General features: G+C 46.8%; 17 protein-coding genes. 12 read left to right on the top strand and 5 right to left on the bottom strand.

All coding sequences use genetic code 11. From position 1 onward, the window contains the following. Positions 1–16 precede the first annotated feature (16 nt). Entirely contained in the window at positions 17–760 is a 744-nt protein-coding gene (gene hemQ / locus BQ5796_RS16345) for a hydrogen peroxide-dependent heme synthase (RefSeq protein WP_071461436.1), read from the bottom strand. Between the two features lie 252 nt (positions 761–1,012). On the opposite strand from hemQ, the gene pta reads away from it, so the two are divergent. Together pta and lipL are read left to right on the top strand one after the other, a co-directional pair. After that, positions 1,013–1,990, top strand: coding sequence for a phosphate acetyltransferase (gene pta, locus BQ5796_RS16340; RefSeq protein WP_071461435.1), 978 nt, complete (start codon positions 1,013–1,015; stop codon positions 1,988–1,990). 119 nt (positions 1,991–2,109) lie between these two features. Continuing rightward, entirely contained in the window at positions 2,110–2,940 is an 831-nt protein-coding gene (gene lipL, locus BQ5796_RS16335) for an octanoyl-[GcvH]:protein N-octanoyltransferase (protein WP_071461434.1), read from the top strand. A 148-nt stretch (positions 2,941–3,088) separates the two neighbouring features. Here lipL and BQ5796_RS18890 read toward each other — a convergent pair whose 3' ends face one another. Then, positions 3,089–4,087, bottom strand: a complete 999-nt coding sequence (locus tag BQ5796_RS18890; RefSeq protein WP_428839325.1) for an RsfA family transcriptional regulator — start codon at positions 4,085–4,087, stop codon at positions 3,089–3,091. A gap of 215 nt (positions 4,088–4,302) precedes the next feature. Between BQ5796_RS18890 and BQ5796_RS16325 the strand changes: the two genes are divergently transcribed. From BQ5796_RS16325 to BQ5796_RS16315, 3 genes are all read left to right on the top strand, one after another. Beyond that, positions 4,303–4,524, top strand: coding sequence for a YuzB family protein (locus BQ5796_RS16325; RefSeq protein ID WP_071461433.1), 222 nt, complete (start codon positions 4,303–4,305; stop codon positions 4,522–4,524). Between the two features lie 211 nt (positions 4,525–4,735). Further along, positions 4,736–6,031: an HD domain-containing protein gene (locus BQ5796_RS16320; RefSeq protein ID WP_071461432.1), complete on the top strand. Its 1,296-nt coding sequence runs from the start codon at positions 4,736–4,738 to the stop codon at positions 6,029–6,031. A gap of 94 nt (positions 6,032–6,125) precedes the next feature. Then, complete coding sequence (locus BQ5796_RS16315; protein WP_071461431.1) at positions 6,126–6,632, top strand: YwgA family protein; 507 nt, start codon at positions 6,126–6,128, stop codon at positions 6,630–6,632. Here the strand turns inward: BQ5796_RS16315 and BQ5796_RS16310 are convergent. Both BQ5796_RS16310 and BQ5796_RS16305 read right to left on the bottom strand, forming a co-directional pair. Further along, positions 6,629–6,841: a hypothetical protein gene (locus BQ5796_RS16310; protein ID WP_071461430.1), complete on the bottom strand. Its 213-nt coding sequence runs from the start codon at positions 6,839–6,841 to the stop codon at positions 6,629–6,631. The two genes, BQ5796_RS16315 and BQ5796_RS16310, sit on opposite strands and share 4 nt — an antisense overlap. 644 nt (positions 6,842–7,485) lie before the next feature. Beyond that, positions 7,486–7,671 carry a 2-hydroxymuconate tautomerase gene (locus BQ5796_RS16305; protein WP_071461429.1) on the bottom strand — a complete coding sequence of 62 codons (186 nt, stop codon included), beginning with the start codon at positions 7,669–7,671 and terminating at the stop codon, positions 7,486–7,488. 181 nt (positions 7,672–7,852) lie between these two features. On the opposite strand from BQ5796_RS16305, the gene BQ5796_RS16300 reads away from it, so the two are divergent. Continuing rightward, entirely contained in the window at positions 7,853–8,482 is a 630-nt protein-coding gene (locus tag BQ5796_RS16300; RefSeq protein WP_071461428.1) for a site-2 protease family protein, read from the top strand. A 17-nt stretch (positions 8,483–8,499) separates the two neighbouring features. Continuing rightward, the gene (locus tag BQ5796_RS16295) at positions 8,500–9,012 is read left to right on the top strand and encodes a YwhD family protein (RefSeq protein ID WP_071461427.1); all 513 of its coding nucleotides are present in this window, start codon (positions 8,500–8,502) and stop codon (positions 9,010–9,012) included. 145 nt (positions 9,013–9,157) lie between these two features. Here BQ5796_RS16295 and BQ5796_RS16290 read toward each other — a convergent pair whose 3' ends face one another. Next, positions 9,158–11,236 (bottom strand): transglycosylase domain-containing protein, encoded by a 2,079-nt coding sequence (locus tag BQ5796_RS16290; RefSeq protein WP_071461426.1) that lies wholly within the window; start codon positions 11,234–11,236, stop codon positions 9,158–9,160. A gap of 736 nt (positions 11,237–11,972) precedes the next feature. Here BQ5796_RS16290 and speE point away from each other — a divergent pair. The 5 genes from speE to BQ5796_RS16265 all read left to right on the top strand — a co-directional run. Then, positions 11,973–12,800, top strand: coding sequence for a spermidine synthase (gene speE / locus BQ5796_RS16285; protein WP_071461425.1), 828 nt, complete (start codon positions 11,973–11,975; stop codon positions 12,798–12,800). Positions 12,801–12,829: 29 nt separating this feature from the next. Next, complete coding sequence (gene speB / locus BQ5796_RS16280) at positions 12,830–13,702, top strand: agmatinase (protein WP_071461424.1); 873 nt, start codon at positions 12,830–12,832, stop codon at positions 13,700–13,702. Between the two features lie 59 nt (positions 13,703–13,761). Beyond that, positions 13,762–14,175, top strand: a complete 414-nt coding sequence (locus BQ5796_RS16275; RefSeq protein WP_083413203.1) for a YwiB family protein — start codon at positions 13,762–13,764, stop codon at positions 14,173–14,175. A 178-nt stretch (positions 14,176–14,353) separates the two neighbouring features. After that, positions 14,354–14,554, top strand: coding sequence for a hypothetical protein (locus BQ5796_RS16270; RefSeq protein ID WP_071461423.1), 201 nt, complete (start codon positions 14,354–14,356; stop codon positions 14,552–14,554). Between the two features lie 268 nt (positions 14,555–14,822). Then, the coding region (locus tag BQ5796_RS16265; protein WP_234969408.1) for an RHS repeat-associated core domain-containing protein at positions 14,823–16,405 on the top strand (1,583 nt) is incomplete at its 3' end.

Raw genomic sequence — 16,405 nt, 5'->3', positions numbered from 1 at the left:
TTGCAGATAAAAATTTTTACACATGCAAGAAGGATGCAATCTTATCTTGCTCAAGAATGTTCCCGACAAAGAAAGATCCGAACTCGCCATAGCGGGCACTGACTTCGTCAAAGCGCATTTCATAGACGAGTTTTTTGAATTGGAGGACATCATCCGCAAATAATGTAACGCCCCATTCGTAATCGTCAAAGCCGACGGAGCCTGTGATGATTTGCTTCACTTTTCCAGCGTACTGGCGGCCAATCATGCCGTGTGAGTACATCATTTTCTTCCGCTCTGCCATTGGGAGCATGTACCAGTTATCATCACCTTGGCGGCGCTTGTCCATTGGATAGAAGCACACATGCTTCGCTTTTGGAAGCTCAGGGTAGAGCCTTGCGCGAACTTGTGGGTTTTGATATGGATCTTCTCCATCCGCAAGGTAGTTGCTGAGTTCCACGACAGACACATAGGAATGGGCAGGAAGCGTAAATTCAGCAAGCTTCGTCTTATTGAATTCGTTTTCAATTACATTTAGTTCTTCCATCGTAGGCCGGAGGATCATCATCATGAAGTCCGCCTTCTGACCAACGATTGTGTAAAGGGCATGACTGCCTTCTTTACCGTTCTGGGTGTTATTCCATTTATCAAGAAGGTCGTGTAACTCATGGATGGCTGCCTGACGCTCGTCGCTGGACAGCATCTTCCAAGTAGTCCAGTCTATCGTGCGGAAATCGTGCAGACAATACCAGCCCTCAAGCGTTTGTGCTGCTTCACTCATTGTTTTCACTCCTAATCATTCAAAAATGTACACATATACTATAACACAGTTTTACTCGCCAACCTGTTTTAGCGTCTCGCAATTGTTTAGCACAGTGGGAAAATGGTTATTCTTTATAGGGGTTGATTTTTATTGTTGAGGGAAAATTTTAAAAAAAAGAAATTATTTATTGTAAACGCCATCACTTTGGTTTTTTTCCGTTTGTGAAGTATTCTATATGATGTAGAGATTTAAAAGGAGGAACATAACCACATGAGCGATTTATTTACATCCCTTAAGGAGAAGGTGAGCGGTCAAAATTTGCGCATCGTCTTTCCTGAAGGAAGTGACGAGCGGATTCTGAAAGCAGCAGGGCGTCTTGCAGTGGAAGGCATCCTTACACCAGTTTTAATAGGCAATATTGAAAAAATCCAGGCGTTGGCGGAGGAATTTGGCGTTTCCCTTGAAAAAGCGGAGATTTACGATCCTGCCCAGTTTGCAATGATGGACGAGCTTGTGGCAGCTTTCGTCGACAGAAGAAAAGGCAAAGTAACAGCTGAGCAGGCTCGCAACATCCTGCTTGATGAAAACTACTTTGGCACGATGCTGGTCTATTCCAGCAAAGCGGATGGACTCGTAAGCGGCGCAGCGCATTCTACGGCAGATACGGTAAGACCAGCGCTGCAAATCATCAAAACGAAGGAAGGCGTGCGCAAGACTTCTGGTGTCTTCATCATGGTTCGTGATGATGAGAAATATGTATTCGCAGACTGCGCAATCAATATTTCCCCTGACAGCCAGGATCTTGCTGAAATTGCGGTTGAAAGCGCAAAGACAGCGAGAATGTTTGATATCGAGCCGCGCGTTGCAATGCTGAGCTTCTCGACAAAAGGCTCCGCTGTTTCTCCGGAAACGGAAAAAGTAGCAAAAGCAGTAGAGGCGGCCAAGCTTCGCGATCCGCTTTTGACTCTTGATGGTGAGTTCCAGTTCGACGCAGCTTTTGTTCCATCTGTTGCAGCAAAAAAAGCGCCCGATTCCCCGATTCAAGGCGATGCGAACACCTTTGTTTTCCCTAGCCTTGAAGCAGGCAATATCGGCTATAAAATTGCTCAGCGCCTTGGCGGCTTTGAAGCGGTAGGTCCTATCCTGCAAGGCTTGAATGCACCAGTTAATGACTTGTCGCGCGGCTGCAGCGAGGAAGATGTATACAAGCTTGCACTCATAACTGCGGCGCAGGCTATGTTTAAGTAATACTTTTTAGTGAAATATGAAGCCGGACTCTTAAGGGAGTCTGGTTTTTCGTATGCCGGGAAATATCATCATTATGCTATAATAACGTCATAAATATGGACGTAAAGGGGAAGTTGACAATGGAAGACCTACTGCGCCAGGAGCGCTGGCGGCTGATTGACCAGTCGGCGGTAGGGCCGCATTTTCATGCGCTGCAATCATTCGCGACCGACGACACGCTGTGCGCTTCGGTTGGCTCGGGGGAATCGCCCGCTGCAGCCCGGGCTTGGGTGCATCACAATACCATCGTCCTCGGCATCCAGGACACAAGGCTGCCCAGCCTGCAAGAGGGCATTTCTTTTTTAAGAGAAGAGGGCTGGGACGTGATTGTGCGCAATTCGGGCGGGCTTGCGGTCGTACTTGACGAAGGAGTGTTAAATCTCACGCTTGTTTTTCCTGAAAAAGAAAAAGGAATTGACATCAATCGCGGCTACGATGCCATGATGATGATGGTTAAAGAGGTGTTCGCAGACTTTGGAGCGATAATCGAAGCGCGCGAGATTGAAGGATCTTATTGTCCGGGAAGCTATGATCTTAGCATCGGCGGGAAAAAATTCGCCGGCATTTCACAGCGCCGTATCCGCAAAGGAGTAGCTGTCCAAATCTATCTTTGTGTTAGCGGAAGCGGCAGCGAGCGCGCGGAACTCATCGGAAAGTTTTACGAGCTTGCTAAAAAAGGAGAAGTGGCGAAGGGAGATTTCCCTGATATCAGGCCGGAAGTGATGGCATCGCTATCCGAGCTGCTCGGAACACCGTTAACCATCCAGGATGTTATGCTTCGCTTTCTCTTGTTCCTCAGCAAAAATAGTGAGCATCTCGTGCAGGGACAGCTTGAACCCGAAGAATATCCATTATTTGATAGCTATTATGACCGCATTATTGAACGAAACAGCCGATTTCTTGGCCGATAGAGTGTAACAAGGCTGCCGACTCCGGAAGCATGCAACGCAGGAAACCCTAGGCGCACTCTCCAGAAGGAATGCGCCTAGGGTTGGGAAGGTTCTTTTTCAAAAAAGGTGAAACGAATCTTTAAAGGCCGAGCTGATGAGAACGTTGTACCTATTCGGCCATTTTCTCAAGGTTGCCGTTGCGGTCCATTTTAAAGGTGGTCGAGGAACGGTCCTCTTCTTCAAACAGCACAAGCTTGCGGGCACGGTTCATAATTTTCATGAGTGTCTCGTAATCTTCCTGCATCGTGTGAGACTTTTGCTCGAGTTGCGAGACTTTCCGCTTCAGATCATCGTTTTCCCTGCGGAGGCCTAGTATTTCTCTTTTCAATCTTTCATTCTCAGTCTTGTATACATCCTGATAGAGTCCGGAAGCGTTCAAGCTCTGCAGGAATGTGATAACTTGCGGGAGCGTCAAACGCATGCTCTGCTGGCCGGTTGCTCCAACAGCAATGCTTGTCCCAGTGGAATGCTGTCCAGAAAGATATGCAGCATTGTTCTGCGATGCGGTACTGCTTACAACATCCGATGCTCTTTCGGTAACGACTTCTTTGTTTGAGTCTGTTTTCCCATCTGTTCCATCAGACGGAGCTTCTGGCACAGGTTCCGCATTACCTTCCCTATCGGCAATGTCAGCATCTGCCTTGCTGTCTGCCGCGACATCTTGCCCTCCGCCTTTGATCAAGAGTTCTTCCAGTTTGTCCATCGATTCCGGCGAACCTAGTGAGTCCAATAAATTCATTGATTGAAAGTCTGAAGGAACGTCTGCAGTAAGTTCCGCTGAAGCTTCTATTGATGCCGGTAATACGCCGATTTCCTCAAAGGTAGGAACAGGCGGGTTGTATAGCAGCTTTTTCTTTCCGGACTGTTCCTTTCCAAGGATTCGCTGACGCTGTTTCCGCTGTTTTTTAGCAAGCTGCAGCGCCTTTTCATACTGATGGCGGACAACAGCATTCCAGCGAAAGCCGCAAGCAGCGGATGTCCGGTCAAGCCTGTCTCCTACTTCTTCGAAAGCATTAAGCTGGGTGCTTCCTTCTCTAACGTGCCGCAATACTGTTTCAGCTAGCAATAAATCATTTTCATCCGTCCAGGCATCCTGGCGTACTTTCATTTGCCTCAACTCCCAGTATAATTTATGAGATTCCCAAAGCGCTTCATAGTCCAAGCATGCCCTGTTTGAAAAATGTTTATACCATTCTGATAAAAAAAGAAAGCAGGCTTCATAGATAGGTAATAGATTCCGCCCGCTTGCATTCGTCCACGGGAAAATGTAAAATACCCTGTAGCAGTTATGTGCATTTTTAAATATAGAAAGGGTTGTAAACCATGGCAAACGAATTCCGAGTTTGCGACGATTGCCAAGCCGTGAACCTGAAAACGCTCATTCCGAAGCTGAAACAGCTTGATCCTGACGCACCGATTGAAGTTGGCTGCCAGTCTTATTGCGGGCCAGGACGGAAGAAGACGTTCGCGTTCGTCAACAACCGACCTGTTGCAGCGCTGAGCGAAGACGAACTAATGGAAAAAATAACGAAAAAGCTGAAATAATATCACCTTTAAAGTTTTCCTTTTTAAAGGTGATTTTTTATTTTAGTTTTTCCTGATTCTTAAAAAATATTGTTTGAGCCTCAGCCCATGGAGGGTAAGTTTTTTACAATAGTTTATGGGGAAAATTGAAGATTTTGCGCAAAAATCTGGATGAATATGACGAAGAAACGGTCTATAATAGAAGCATGCCTCATTAGGAAGAAGGGAAGTCATGGAATACTCGGCGGAAAAACTTCATGAAGAGAAAGTGTTCAAGGACCCGGTCCACCGGTATGTCCATGTGCGCGACCGGGCGATTTGGGATTTGATCGGGACGAAGGAATTCCAGCGTCTCAGGAGGATTAAGCAGCTCGGCACAACGTATTTGACCTTCCACGGGGCGGAGCACAGCCGTTTCAACCATTCGTTGGGCGTCTATGAAATTGTGCGCCGAATTGTTGACAATGTATTTGCCGGCCGGCCGGAATGGCACGAAGAAGAGCGGCTGTTAAGCCTGTGCGCGGCATTGCTTCATGACCTTGGCCATGGGCCATTCTCGCATTCTTTTGAAAAAGTGTTCGACCTCGATCATGAAAGCTTCACGCGGATGATTATTCTTGGCGATACGGAAGTGAACGCTGTTCTGACGCGTGTAGCGGAAGATTTCCCTAAGAAGGTGGCAGAGGTCATTGCCAAGACATACAGCGACAAGCTTGTCGTGAGCCTGATATCGAGCCAGATTGACGCGGACCGGATGGACTATCTGCAGCGTGATGCCTTTTTTACCGGCGTTAGCTACGGTCACTTCGATATGGAACGCATCCTGCGCGTCATGCGTCCGACCGATGACCAGGTTGTTTTTAAGCACAGCGGTATGCATGCAGTGGAAGATTACATAATGAGCCGTTACCAAATGTACTGGCAAGTGTATTTCCATCCTGTCACCCGGAGTTCCGAGGTGATTCTCACTAAGATTCTGCACCGCGCTAAATACCTTTACGAGCAAAACTATTCTTTTAAACATAAACCGCACCATTTCTATTCGCTTTTTGAAGAGAATGTGACTGTGGAAGACTACTTGAAGCTCGATGAGGCTGTTTTCCTCTATTATTTCCAAATCTGGCAGGAGGAAGAGGACAGCATCCTGAAGGACCTGTCATGCCGTTTCCTCAACCGGAATTTGTTCAAGTATGTGGAATTCGATCCGGCAAAGGAATATAAAAAGCTTGCGCGCCTTTCCGTCCTTTTCGAAAAAGCAGGGATCGATCCGGAATATTATCTTGTCGTTGATTCCTCTTCCGATCTTCCGTACGATTTTTACCGTCCGGGGGAAGAGGAAGAGCGCCTGCCGATTCATCTGTTGTCGAAAAATGGCGAGCTGCGCGAACTGTCGCGTGAATCGGATATTGTGGATGCCATTTCGGGTAAAAGAAGAACGGACCATAAGCTGTACTTCCCGGCGGACTTCATCGAGAAGGGGAGAGGGGACAGCGCTATCACGGAAATTGCCGCACTGCTGGAGCTATAGCGAGTCGCGGCATCACTGCAAACAAAACCGCCTCTTTGACCCGCATGATGCGCGGCTTCAAACGGGGACCATTCGAAACAGGAGTTGACATGCTTTGTTAAAAGACCACGCAAAAATCATTCATGCCATTGCAGTCTCAGGTGAGGTCATCGGACGGAAAAAGCTTCAGAAAATGATCTATATCGCAAAAAAAATGAATTTCCCTTTCCAGGAAAGATTCCAGTTTCACTTCTATGGTCCGTATTCCGAGGAGCTGACACTTCGAGTCGAAGAGCTTTGCAATATGGGATTTTTAAATGAAGTGAAGGAGAAGAAGGGCGGATACTGCCAATACCGCTATACGCTCACGGAAGCCGGCGAGGAATTCCTTGGCGTTAATAGTATTGAAATGCCAAGCCTTAGGGATTGCCTTGCGGACATCAACACGCAAAGTGCGCGGTTCCTCGAGCTTGTTTCCACCATGCTGTTCTTCGACGACCTCCCAGCAGAAGAGGTTGTTGAAAAAGTGCAAACGCTCAAGAAAAGCCAGCGCTTTACAGAAGAAGAAATCGAAAATGCATTTAAATATATTGATAGCTTGAGAGGAATGTCCCGGCACTAAAGAGTGCCGGGATTTTTTTGTTCAGCGGCACTATTAAAGAGAAAGGCGCGCTCAGTCATGATAAAACCCGCGTCGCAGCGGCGTTTGGTTGATTTTTGCGGAAAGTTGGTTGATAACTGAGCCGGATTGGTTGATTTCCGCTGCAAGCTGGTGGATAACTCGTGATTTGTGGTTGATTTCTCCCCAAACCTGGTTGATTTCGCCCCCAAAGGGGCCTACCACCCTGCAAGATTAGCAGCGCAACATTGCTAGAATGAGGAAAAAACAAACAAAGCGAGCACTTTTAATGGGAAAGCGCTCGCGCGGAGTGGGGTTGTCATGGAGAGGGAGAGGAGGGGCACTGCAAAACCCGCGTCGCAGCGGCGTTTGGTTGATTTTTGCGGAAAGTTGGTTGATAACTGAGCCGGATTGGTTGATTTCCGCTCCAAGCTGGTGGATAACTCGTGATTTGTGGTTGATTTGTCCCCAAACCTGGTTGATTTCGTCCCCAAAGGAGCCTACCACCCTGCAAGATTAGCAGCGCAACATTAAAAATAGTCGCTAGAATGAGGAAAAAACAAACAAAGCGACCACTTTTAATGGGAAAGCGCTCGCGCGGAGTGGGATTGTCATGGAGAGGGAGAGGAGGGGCACTGCAAAACCCGCGTCGCATCGGCGTTTGGTTGATTTTTGCGGAAAGTTGGTTGATAACTGAGCCGGATTGGTTGATTTCCGCTCCAAGCTGGTGGATAACTCGTGATTTGTGGTTGATATCTCCCCAAACCTGGTTGATTTCGCCCTCCACCTAAAATGACGCACAGCCTAAAAATAAAAAATTCGCAGCCTCCGCAAAAGTGGCTGCGAGTCTTGCTTTTTATTGGTCACTGAGACGCTTGCCAGCGACACCGTAGTGGTTTTTGGTCATTTCCTCAATGAAAACAACGATGGCTTCCTTCGGTGCTCCGGTTGTTTCGCTGACGGCATTTGTCACTTTCTCGACGAGTGCTTTCTTTTGATCTTCGTTGCGGCCTTCGAGCATTTTCACTGTTACGTATGGCATGGCAGTACCTCCAGAAAAAGTTTTTTTGGTATATCTTTCTTGAGTTTCACATAGTTTAAAAGAATCTGCAAGGGAACGGAAAAAGTTCCTTTTTTCACATTGTTGCAACAATGCTGTATACTTGTATCAATGGAAAATGGAAAAGATGCACTTAATGCATCTGTAAAAAAGGAGAAGTAAGATGAGCCTCGCGTATTCATTGCAGGAAATTCCTTATGTGGCGATTACGCTGATTATTGCGTTTACCGTCCACGAATTTGCTCACGCATTTGTCGCTTGGAAGTTCGGCGACCCGACTGCCCGGAATCAGGGCAGGCTAACGCTGAACCCGATTCAGCATCTTGACCCGATCGGCACGATTTTAATCTTTCTTGTCGGCTTCGGGTGGGCACGTCCGGTACCTGTCAATCGGTTCCACTTTAAAAATCCCAGGCTTGCTGGTGTACTCGTTTCTGCGGCAGGTCCAATAAGCAACCTGTTGTTGGTGATTTTAGCCTTCATCTTCTGGTATGGATTCAGCCCTGACAGCATCATGGTCGAAACGTTCATCAACATATTCATCAGCCTAAATACGGTGCTGTTTGTGTTCAATCTGCTGCCGTTGCCGCCGCTTGACGGCTACCGGATTATCGAGGACCTCATGCCGGTAGACGTTCGCGCAAAGATGACACAGTGGGAGAATTATGGTGCGCTGATTTTCCTCATTATCGTCATCACGCCTCTTAACGGCTATGTCATCCAGCCTATCTTCAGCACAGTGGTGCCGTTTATTTTGGATAATCTGAGCAACTTCTTTTTAAATACTTTTTAACAAGGGAGGAATGACTCTTGGAAGAAAAAAAGAAAAAAAGCATTGGCTTCAATATTATTAAAAATGACCCTATGGATAAGCACCGTGGATTTGGAAAAGGTGTGCTCACCCTTGATAACGTCTCGCCTGTCATCATTGACGTAGAAGCGGGGGAAGCGGAGGTCGACATTGGTGCAATGCATGCGAGAAGCGCCGTGGAGAAGGGGATTAAGTTTCTGCCGAATCGTGATGAAGTGCCTGATGCGAAGCTTTATTGGCTCGTATGGGTAACTATCGACCGGAATGAAGAAGGCCCGTATTATGCCGGTGTGGCAGCTTGTGAAATGACGGTCAACAGGGAAATAAGGCGGGGCTATAAATCGCTTCCCGAGCATGTGAACCGGATGGACAAATCAATTAAACGCCATATCATTGTCAGCCATATGGATGATAAATCGAAGGGCATTCTCGCAGATTATTTAAAGAAGCACGACGCAGGAATGTGGGAGCGTACATCTGAGCAATTAAAAAAAGATTTGGAATTGCAATAGAGAAAATAGTACAATTTTGTGAAAAAAGTGTGTTTCGACTTGCCCAATAGTTTGAAAAAAAGTAAACTAGGTAACAGTGTGAACGCATGTTTATACTAGGACAGGAAAAACCCCTGAGAGAAATCTTGGGGGTTTTTCCGTATATTTAATGATGGAGCCATTTCTTATACCAAGGGAAGTCTTTTTCTTCTTTCTTTTTCGGGCGATGTTTTTCTTCCTTTTTGCCGCGATGTTCTTTTTCCAAATGCGCCGTGCATTGCTCTGTTGGCTCGGTCCCTTCGACAAAGTACGTCATCCGGGACACAGGGCAGCCTGGACCTGCTAATTTCCCTGTTTCTGGATCGACTTTTACCCCGACCGTCCCTTTTTCACGCTTAAATTTCTCAGCCGACTTGCCGTCTAGCGCCCTTTCCATGAACTGGAACCAAATATTCTTGCTGTACACTTGCTCGGTGCTAAGTTCAAGCGGCTTCCCTTTGTCATAGCCTGTCCAGACGGCAGTAACAAGCTGCGGAGTATAGCCGATCATCCAGCTGTCCGTACCCGTTGTGCCTGATTTTCCAGCATATGGCCTTGATTTGATTTTTGCCATCGAACGCCCTGTCACAGATGTATAGCCGTCGAGCTTGCGGTCGAACATGCCTGTCATCATATGCGTCATGACAGAGGTGAGCTCAGGGTTTAAGGCTGTTTTCGCTTCTTCGTTATGGTCATAAATCACTTCGCCGTTATGGTTCTCGATCCTTTCGATCAGGACAGGCTCGACTTTCCTGCCGCCGTTTGCCAGCATGCTATAGGCGCCGGCCATCTCGATTACTTTCACGCCCGAAGTACCGAGTGCTAGTGACGGGACTTTTTCCATCGGTGTTGTCAGGCCGAATTCCTTAGCGGTCTCTATAAGCTCTTTTTCACCGAGAAAAAGGTGCGTCTTCACGGCGTAAATATTATCGGAAAGCGCAAGCGCCTGGGCCATGGTGATTTCCTTGTCCGCATATTTATTGTTGAAGTTATGCGGTGTATAAGGCTGTCTGCCATCTTCGAAACGGAAGGTGGTCAGCTCGCTTTTCATCATGGTCACAGGGGTAAATCCCTGTTTAAGTGCTGCATAGTACAGGATTGGCTTCAGTGTCGAACCAGGCTGGCGGACCGCTTGTACCGAACGATTGAATGGGCTTGCTTTGTAATCCCGACCGCCGATCATTGCCTTTACATGTCCGGTCTTCGGGTCCATTGCAATAAAGCCAGCCTGGATGTCAGAGTCTTTTGAGATGCCTTGATTTATCACTTCTTCGGCAATCTTTTGCTGCTTCAAATTTAGGGTCGTGTAAATCTTCAGCCCTCCAAGTGCTAATGCCCGCTCATCGAATTTCATCCTGTTTTTCAGGGCGTTCTTGACTGCATCCTGGAAGTACGGGGCGATGCCAAGGTGGGGATTCTCTTCTTTCCCTAAAAATTTCAACGTCTTCGCTTCCGCTTTTTTTCGCTCAGTCGCGCTGATATATCCGTTGTTTTCCATTGCTTTAAGAACGGTTGCCTGGCGTGCTTCCGCTCTTTCTTTTGAGACGAGCGGGGAATACAAGCCAGGACCTTTTGGGATGCCGGCAAGCATGGCGGACTCTGCAAGATTGAGATCTTTCGCGTCCTTGCCGAAATAGTAACGGCTTGCGGCTTGAACGCCATATGCTCCGTTGCCGTAATAAATCGTATTAAGATAACCTTCGAGAATTTCGTTTTTGCTATAGTTGCTTTCAAGTCTCAGCGTGTAAAATGCTTCTGACAGCTTCCGCTTCCACGTTTTATCATGTCCTAGGTAAAGATTGCGCGCATACTGCTGCGTAATCGTGCTCGCTCCTTGGACCTTGGCCATCGCCCTGAGATCAGCTAACGCTGCTCCTGCAATCCGCTTATAATCCAAGCCATTGTGGCTATAAAACTTTTTATCTTCGATGGCAATAGCTGCTTCTATTAGAGCGGGAGAAATGTCTTTCAGCGGCACCCAGTAGCGCTTTTGCCCGTTGTTGCTCTCGCCGATGACCGTGCCATTATCAGCAAGATACAACGTCGACTGCGTGACGGCGAGCTGGGGCGGCCCAAGAAGCTTCGCGTAACCAATCATGGAAAAATAAAGCAGTGCCGCTAAAGCGACGGCGCCGCCCGCGATGAACAGGATGGCCCGTAAGTACTTTTTCGTCCGCTTGAAACGCTGATTCGTGATGATTTCCATACACCTTCCCCCTCCCTTGAATCTCATTGTTCTTAGAATGGAAAAAACCGGACAGTTTTATACATTGAAGGGCCATTTTCCTATAATGACCACTGCAAATATACTCCGTGAAAAAAATCCGCTTGCAATTTTGCAAAATTCCACTATACTTTTTCTGATGTTTGTAATTATCGTGTTAGGGAACTATAGAAAAGCGAAGGCGCCTGTTTGGCGTCGTACGGGCTGGAGTTCTTCGACAAAGATAAAGGAAACACGGTGAGCGAAGCGAGCCGATGTTGACTTATCGAATGGAGGAGAGCGAAGGCCGCTAGACGCTAGGCGACGCAGCTAGACAATGGAAAAGCGAAGGCGCCTGTTTGGCGTCGTACGGGCTGGAGTTCTTCGACAAAGATAAAGGAAACACGGTGAGCGAAGCGAGCCGATGTTGACTTATCGAATGGAGGAGAGCGAAGGCCGCTAGACGCTAGGCGACGCAGCTAGACAATAGAAAAGCGAAGGCGCCTGTTTGGCATCGTACGGGCTGGAGTTCTTCGACAAAGATAAAGGAAACACGGTGAGCGAAGCGAGCCGATGTTGACTTATCGAATGGAGGAGAGCGAAGGCCGCTAGACGCTAGGCGACGCAGCTAGACAATAGAAAAGCGAAGGCGCCTGTTTGGCGTCGCAGCAAGCCTGCTTTGAATTTGCTTTCTACCCTTCCATGTGAAAATTTTTTTTGCCGAAAGGATGGATCAACAATGGGTATGTGGTTTACAGAGAAGCAAACTGAGAATTTTGGCATTACAATGAAGGTCAACAAGACGTTACATACAGAGCAAACGGAATTCCAAAAGCTTGATATGGTGGAGACAGAAGAGTGGGGCAATATGCTTTTGCTTGATGGCATGGTCATGACTTCGGTTAAAGATGAGTTTGTATACCATGAAATGGTGGCGCACGTGCCATTGTTCACGCATCCGAACCCTGAGAACGTGCTTGTTGTTGGCGGCGGCGACGGCGGTGTTATCCGTGAAGTGCTGAAGCACCCAAGCATCAAAAAGGCGACGCTTGTCGATATCGATGGCAAGGTCATTGAGTACTCCAAAAAGTTCTTGCCTGAAATTGCCGGCAAGCTTGACGACCCTCGTGTCGACGTACAAGTTGGCGATGGTTTCATGCATATTGCTGAGAGCGAAAACGAGTACGATGTAATCATGGTGGACTCTACAGAGCCTGTTGGTCCTGCGGTGAACCTATTCACAAAGGGCTTCTATGCCGGTATTTCAAAAGCGTTGAAGGAAGACGGCATTTTTGTCGCGCAATCGGACAATCCTTGGTTCAAGGCAGATCTTATCCGCAACGTTCAAAAGGATGTTAAGGAAATCTTCGCGATTACTCGACTATATGTGGCAAACATCCCGACATACCCAAGCGGTCTGTGGGCGTTCACAATCGGTTCGAAAAAATACGATCCGCTTGAAGTAAGCGAAGATCGTTTCCACGAAATCGAAACAAAATATTATACAAAAGAACTTCACAAAGCAGCATTCGTACTGCCGAAATTTGTAGGCGACCTTGTAAAGTAAAAATGCCGTTCGGAAAGAAGGTTTAATAAATGAGATTTGATGAAGCATACTCTGGCAATGTGTTTATTGGCAGCCATTCTAATTTTATGGAATCAAAAGCGGTCCTTTATGGGATGCCGATGGACTGGACTGTTAGCTATCGTCCTGGTTCCCGCTTCGGCCCAACAAGGATTCGCGAAGTTTCAATTGGACTCGAGGAGTACAGCCCGTATCTTGACCGCGAGCTGGAAGAAATCCAGTATTTTGACGCTGGAGACATTCCGCTTCCGTTCGGAAACCCTCAGCGCAGCCTCGATATGATCACGGAATTTGTCGAAAAACTGCTGGCTGCAGACAAATTCCCGCTTGGCATGGGTGGAGAGCATCTTGTTTCCTGGCCCGTCATGAAGGCATTTTCAGAAAAATACAAGGACCTTGCGATCATCCATATGGATGCGCATACGGATCTGCGCGAGCATTACGAAGGAGAGCCGTTGTCGCACTCCACGCCAATCCGCAAAATTGCGGAACATATTGGACCGAAGAATGTTTATTCTTTTGGCATTCGTTCCGGAATGAAAGAAGAATTCGAATGGGCAAAGCGCGAAGGCATGCACATTTCTAAGTTTGAAGTGCTAGAGCCGCTCAAAGAAATCTTGCCGACACTAGCAGGGCGTCCAGTATACGTGACGATCGATATTGACGTCCTTGACCCTGCGCATGCACCTGGAACTGGCACAGTGGACGCAGGAGGAATTACTTCAAAAGAGCTGCTCGCTTCCATCCATGAGATTGCCCGTTCCGAGGTGAACGTCGTCGGTGCAGACCTCGTTGAAGTCGCGCCAATCTACGATGTTTCTGAGCAGACTGCCAACACGGCAAGCAAGCTGATTCGCGAAATGCTTCTAGGTTTTGTAAAATAGTAATCATCCTCCGGCCCAGTGTCCATGGGCCGGTTTTTTTCATGGAAGGAGATTAGAACATGCATATGCCTGTAAAAGTGAAAGTGGTGACAGTAATCGAGCGCGGGGAAGAGCGAGATAGACTGGAGCTCTCTGCTGCCGGAAAAATGTTTCGAAAAGGGGATAGCGTCTATCTTCAATATGAAGAAAAGCTGGAGGAAGGCATCGTCAACACGACTGTGAAAATGAAGAAGGAAGACGTGCTCATTCTTCGGTCAGGCGCAGTCAAAATGAGGCTTCATCTCCTTGCGGAAAAAGAAACTCCCGGTACTTATCAATCTCCATATGGACTCTTGCAGACAACCGCAGCCACAAAGCGTCTCACGCAAATAGCCGACAATACCGCCAATAGAGGCGTCATCGAGGCGGTCTACGACTTAAGCCTCGGCGGCGACCATGCGGGAACATACCATTTGCGGATTGATTATAAGTGAGGGATAACATGATTTATCTTGAAGAAGGAGCAGCCACATGGTTGCTCCTTTTGCTATATGTGCAACGATCCATTCTCTTTAAACGGAGGAATATCATCATGAAAGAACCTGTCAGCCTAAATGGAACCATGTCCGTATGCCGAAATTTAATTTATTGTAATGGAATAGGAGGTTGCATATGTCTGAAATTATATTTTTAGCTTCATCCAAACCTTATATAATACCTGATGAAATCGAAGACTTTAACAATCGTACTATCTTTGAACGAATGGGGTATTTTGGCGAGTTATGGGTGAATGAAGTTGATCCAGTTAGATGGGAGAAATTTGTAGAGGGACTCTTTTCTCTGCCATACATCCATGAGATTTCTGGTGATTGAGAGATATAACTCACATATTCTAAAAATGCTGCTTAAATAAACTTTTTAAGAGAGTTTTATTTGGCGTGCAAACAATCGTTTAAATTTATAAAAAGGGTACTTCTGTCGCAAAGGGTGAAACATTTGCAACCTATGATGAGTGGAACCGACAGATAACGGAAACGGACAATACTGGGAATCGTAACGTACTAACTATGATTAACACTTACGATTCAGAAAACCAATTGGCAATGAGAATGACCTGGCTGAAAAAGTGTTGACTCCAGGGATGGAACAGTTCCAATTTACGTACACAGCATCAGAGTTAATAGACAAAATTAGAGGACCTAGATTAACAGTAGATCACGATTATGGACTTAATGATAAACTGACAAAAATTCAAACTCTTAAGAAGGACAGTACAACTGAAGTTTATTCAGAATCGTATACTTATAATGCTGAGGAGCAAATCGAGACAGCTACCAATCCTTTAGATGGGAAAAAGGCTTACTCGTATACTCAAGAGGGATTTTTGAAGAGTGTAACGAAAGGGTCGGAAATCCTAAACTATTCTTACGATAACTTTGGGAACCTTTTGAAGAGTACGGATCAATCCGGGAAAATCCTAACAGATAATCAGTATGGCCAAGGAAACCGGATTACATCGTCGATTCAATTCGACCAAGCAACCCAGAAGTATAAGAAAGTAACATATTCTTTCAGCCCAGACGGATCGCTTCTTAAGGAATCGATTAGTAAGGCTGCGGATACGTATGATTCCGCTAAAACTGCTTCGGAGGAGACGGTAAAGGAATATAGGTATGGAGCCATCAACATGCTCCTTGGAATTACGACAAAGAAAAACGGTACTGTGACCGAAAAAATCGAATTCACCTATGATAGCGAAGACAATAGATCCTCGAAAAAAGTTACGACTTCTCAAGGTGAGAGGACTGAATTTTATTATTATGATGCCAATGGCGACCTGTCAGGGGTTTCGGAGAAAAATGGCATCGACAATGTGCAGCAGCTGTCCAACTTTTATCGTGATGCAAACGGGCAGTTATTGAATTTTAAGTACAAAGGCAAAGCGTATGACTATGTTTATAACCAGCGCGGAGATATTGTTGCCATCACTAACGAGCTGCAGGAAACGATTGCTCGCTATACCTACGATGAGTGGGGGAATCTGTTAAAGATAGATGCGCCGACTCCGCTTGGCGTTGAAGTGGCATCAGCCAATCCGTTCCGCTATGTTGGAAAGTATGGAGTGCAGTATGATAATGATACAGAGCTTTATTTCATGGGATGGAGGGACTATGATTCCAAAGTAGGCCGCTTTATTGTGGCGGATGAGTATGAAGGGGAGGATGACAACCCTATTTCCTTCAACCGCTACCTGTATGCCGAAGCTGATCCTGTTAATAACATCGACCCGGATGGCTTAGCGCCGAAGTGGCTAAAGAAGCTCAAAAAAGGGATTAAAAAAGCATCAAAGGCAGCCTATAATTATGCCATCGGAGATGATATCCGAACGATTAGGAGCAAGAAGACGAAGTGGTACCAAAAAGCGGGTGCAACTGTCTTCATCGCCTCGAACTTCATTCCTGGAGGAGGGGTAGTTTCCAAGCTAGCTAAGGCAGCCTACAAAGGAACTTCAAAGGCAGTCAAGGCATACAGGACGGTCAAGATAGTCTCTAAAAAGACATACCGTTCAACAGCCAAGCGTGTAGCCGCAAAGGTATACAAGAGGCCGAAAACAGTGCCGGCAAGATCCATTAAGAGCAGTCCGAGAAAAGAAAGCCGCTCAGCCGCCAAAGTAATCCGGACAACGAAGAAAGCAAAGCCGAAAGTGGCCAAGCGAGCCCAGCA

Source organism: Bacillus massilinigeriensis, assembly GCF_900111815.1.
Lineage (GTDB): Bacteria > Bacillota > Bacilli > Bacillales > Cytobacillaceae > Mesobacillus_C > Mesobacillus_C mediterraneensis.
This window is presented reverse-complemented; position numbering and strand designations above follow the sequence as displayed.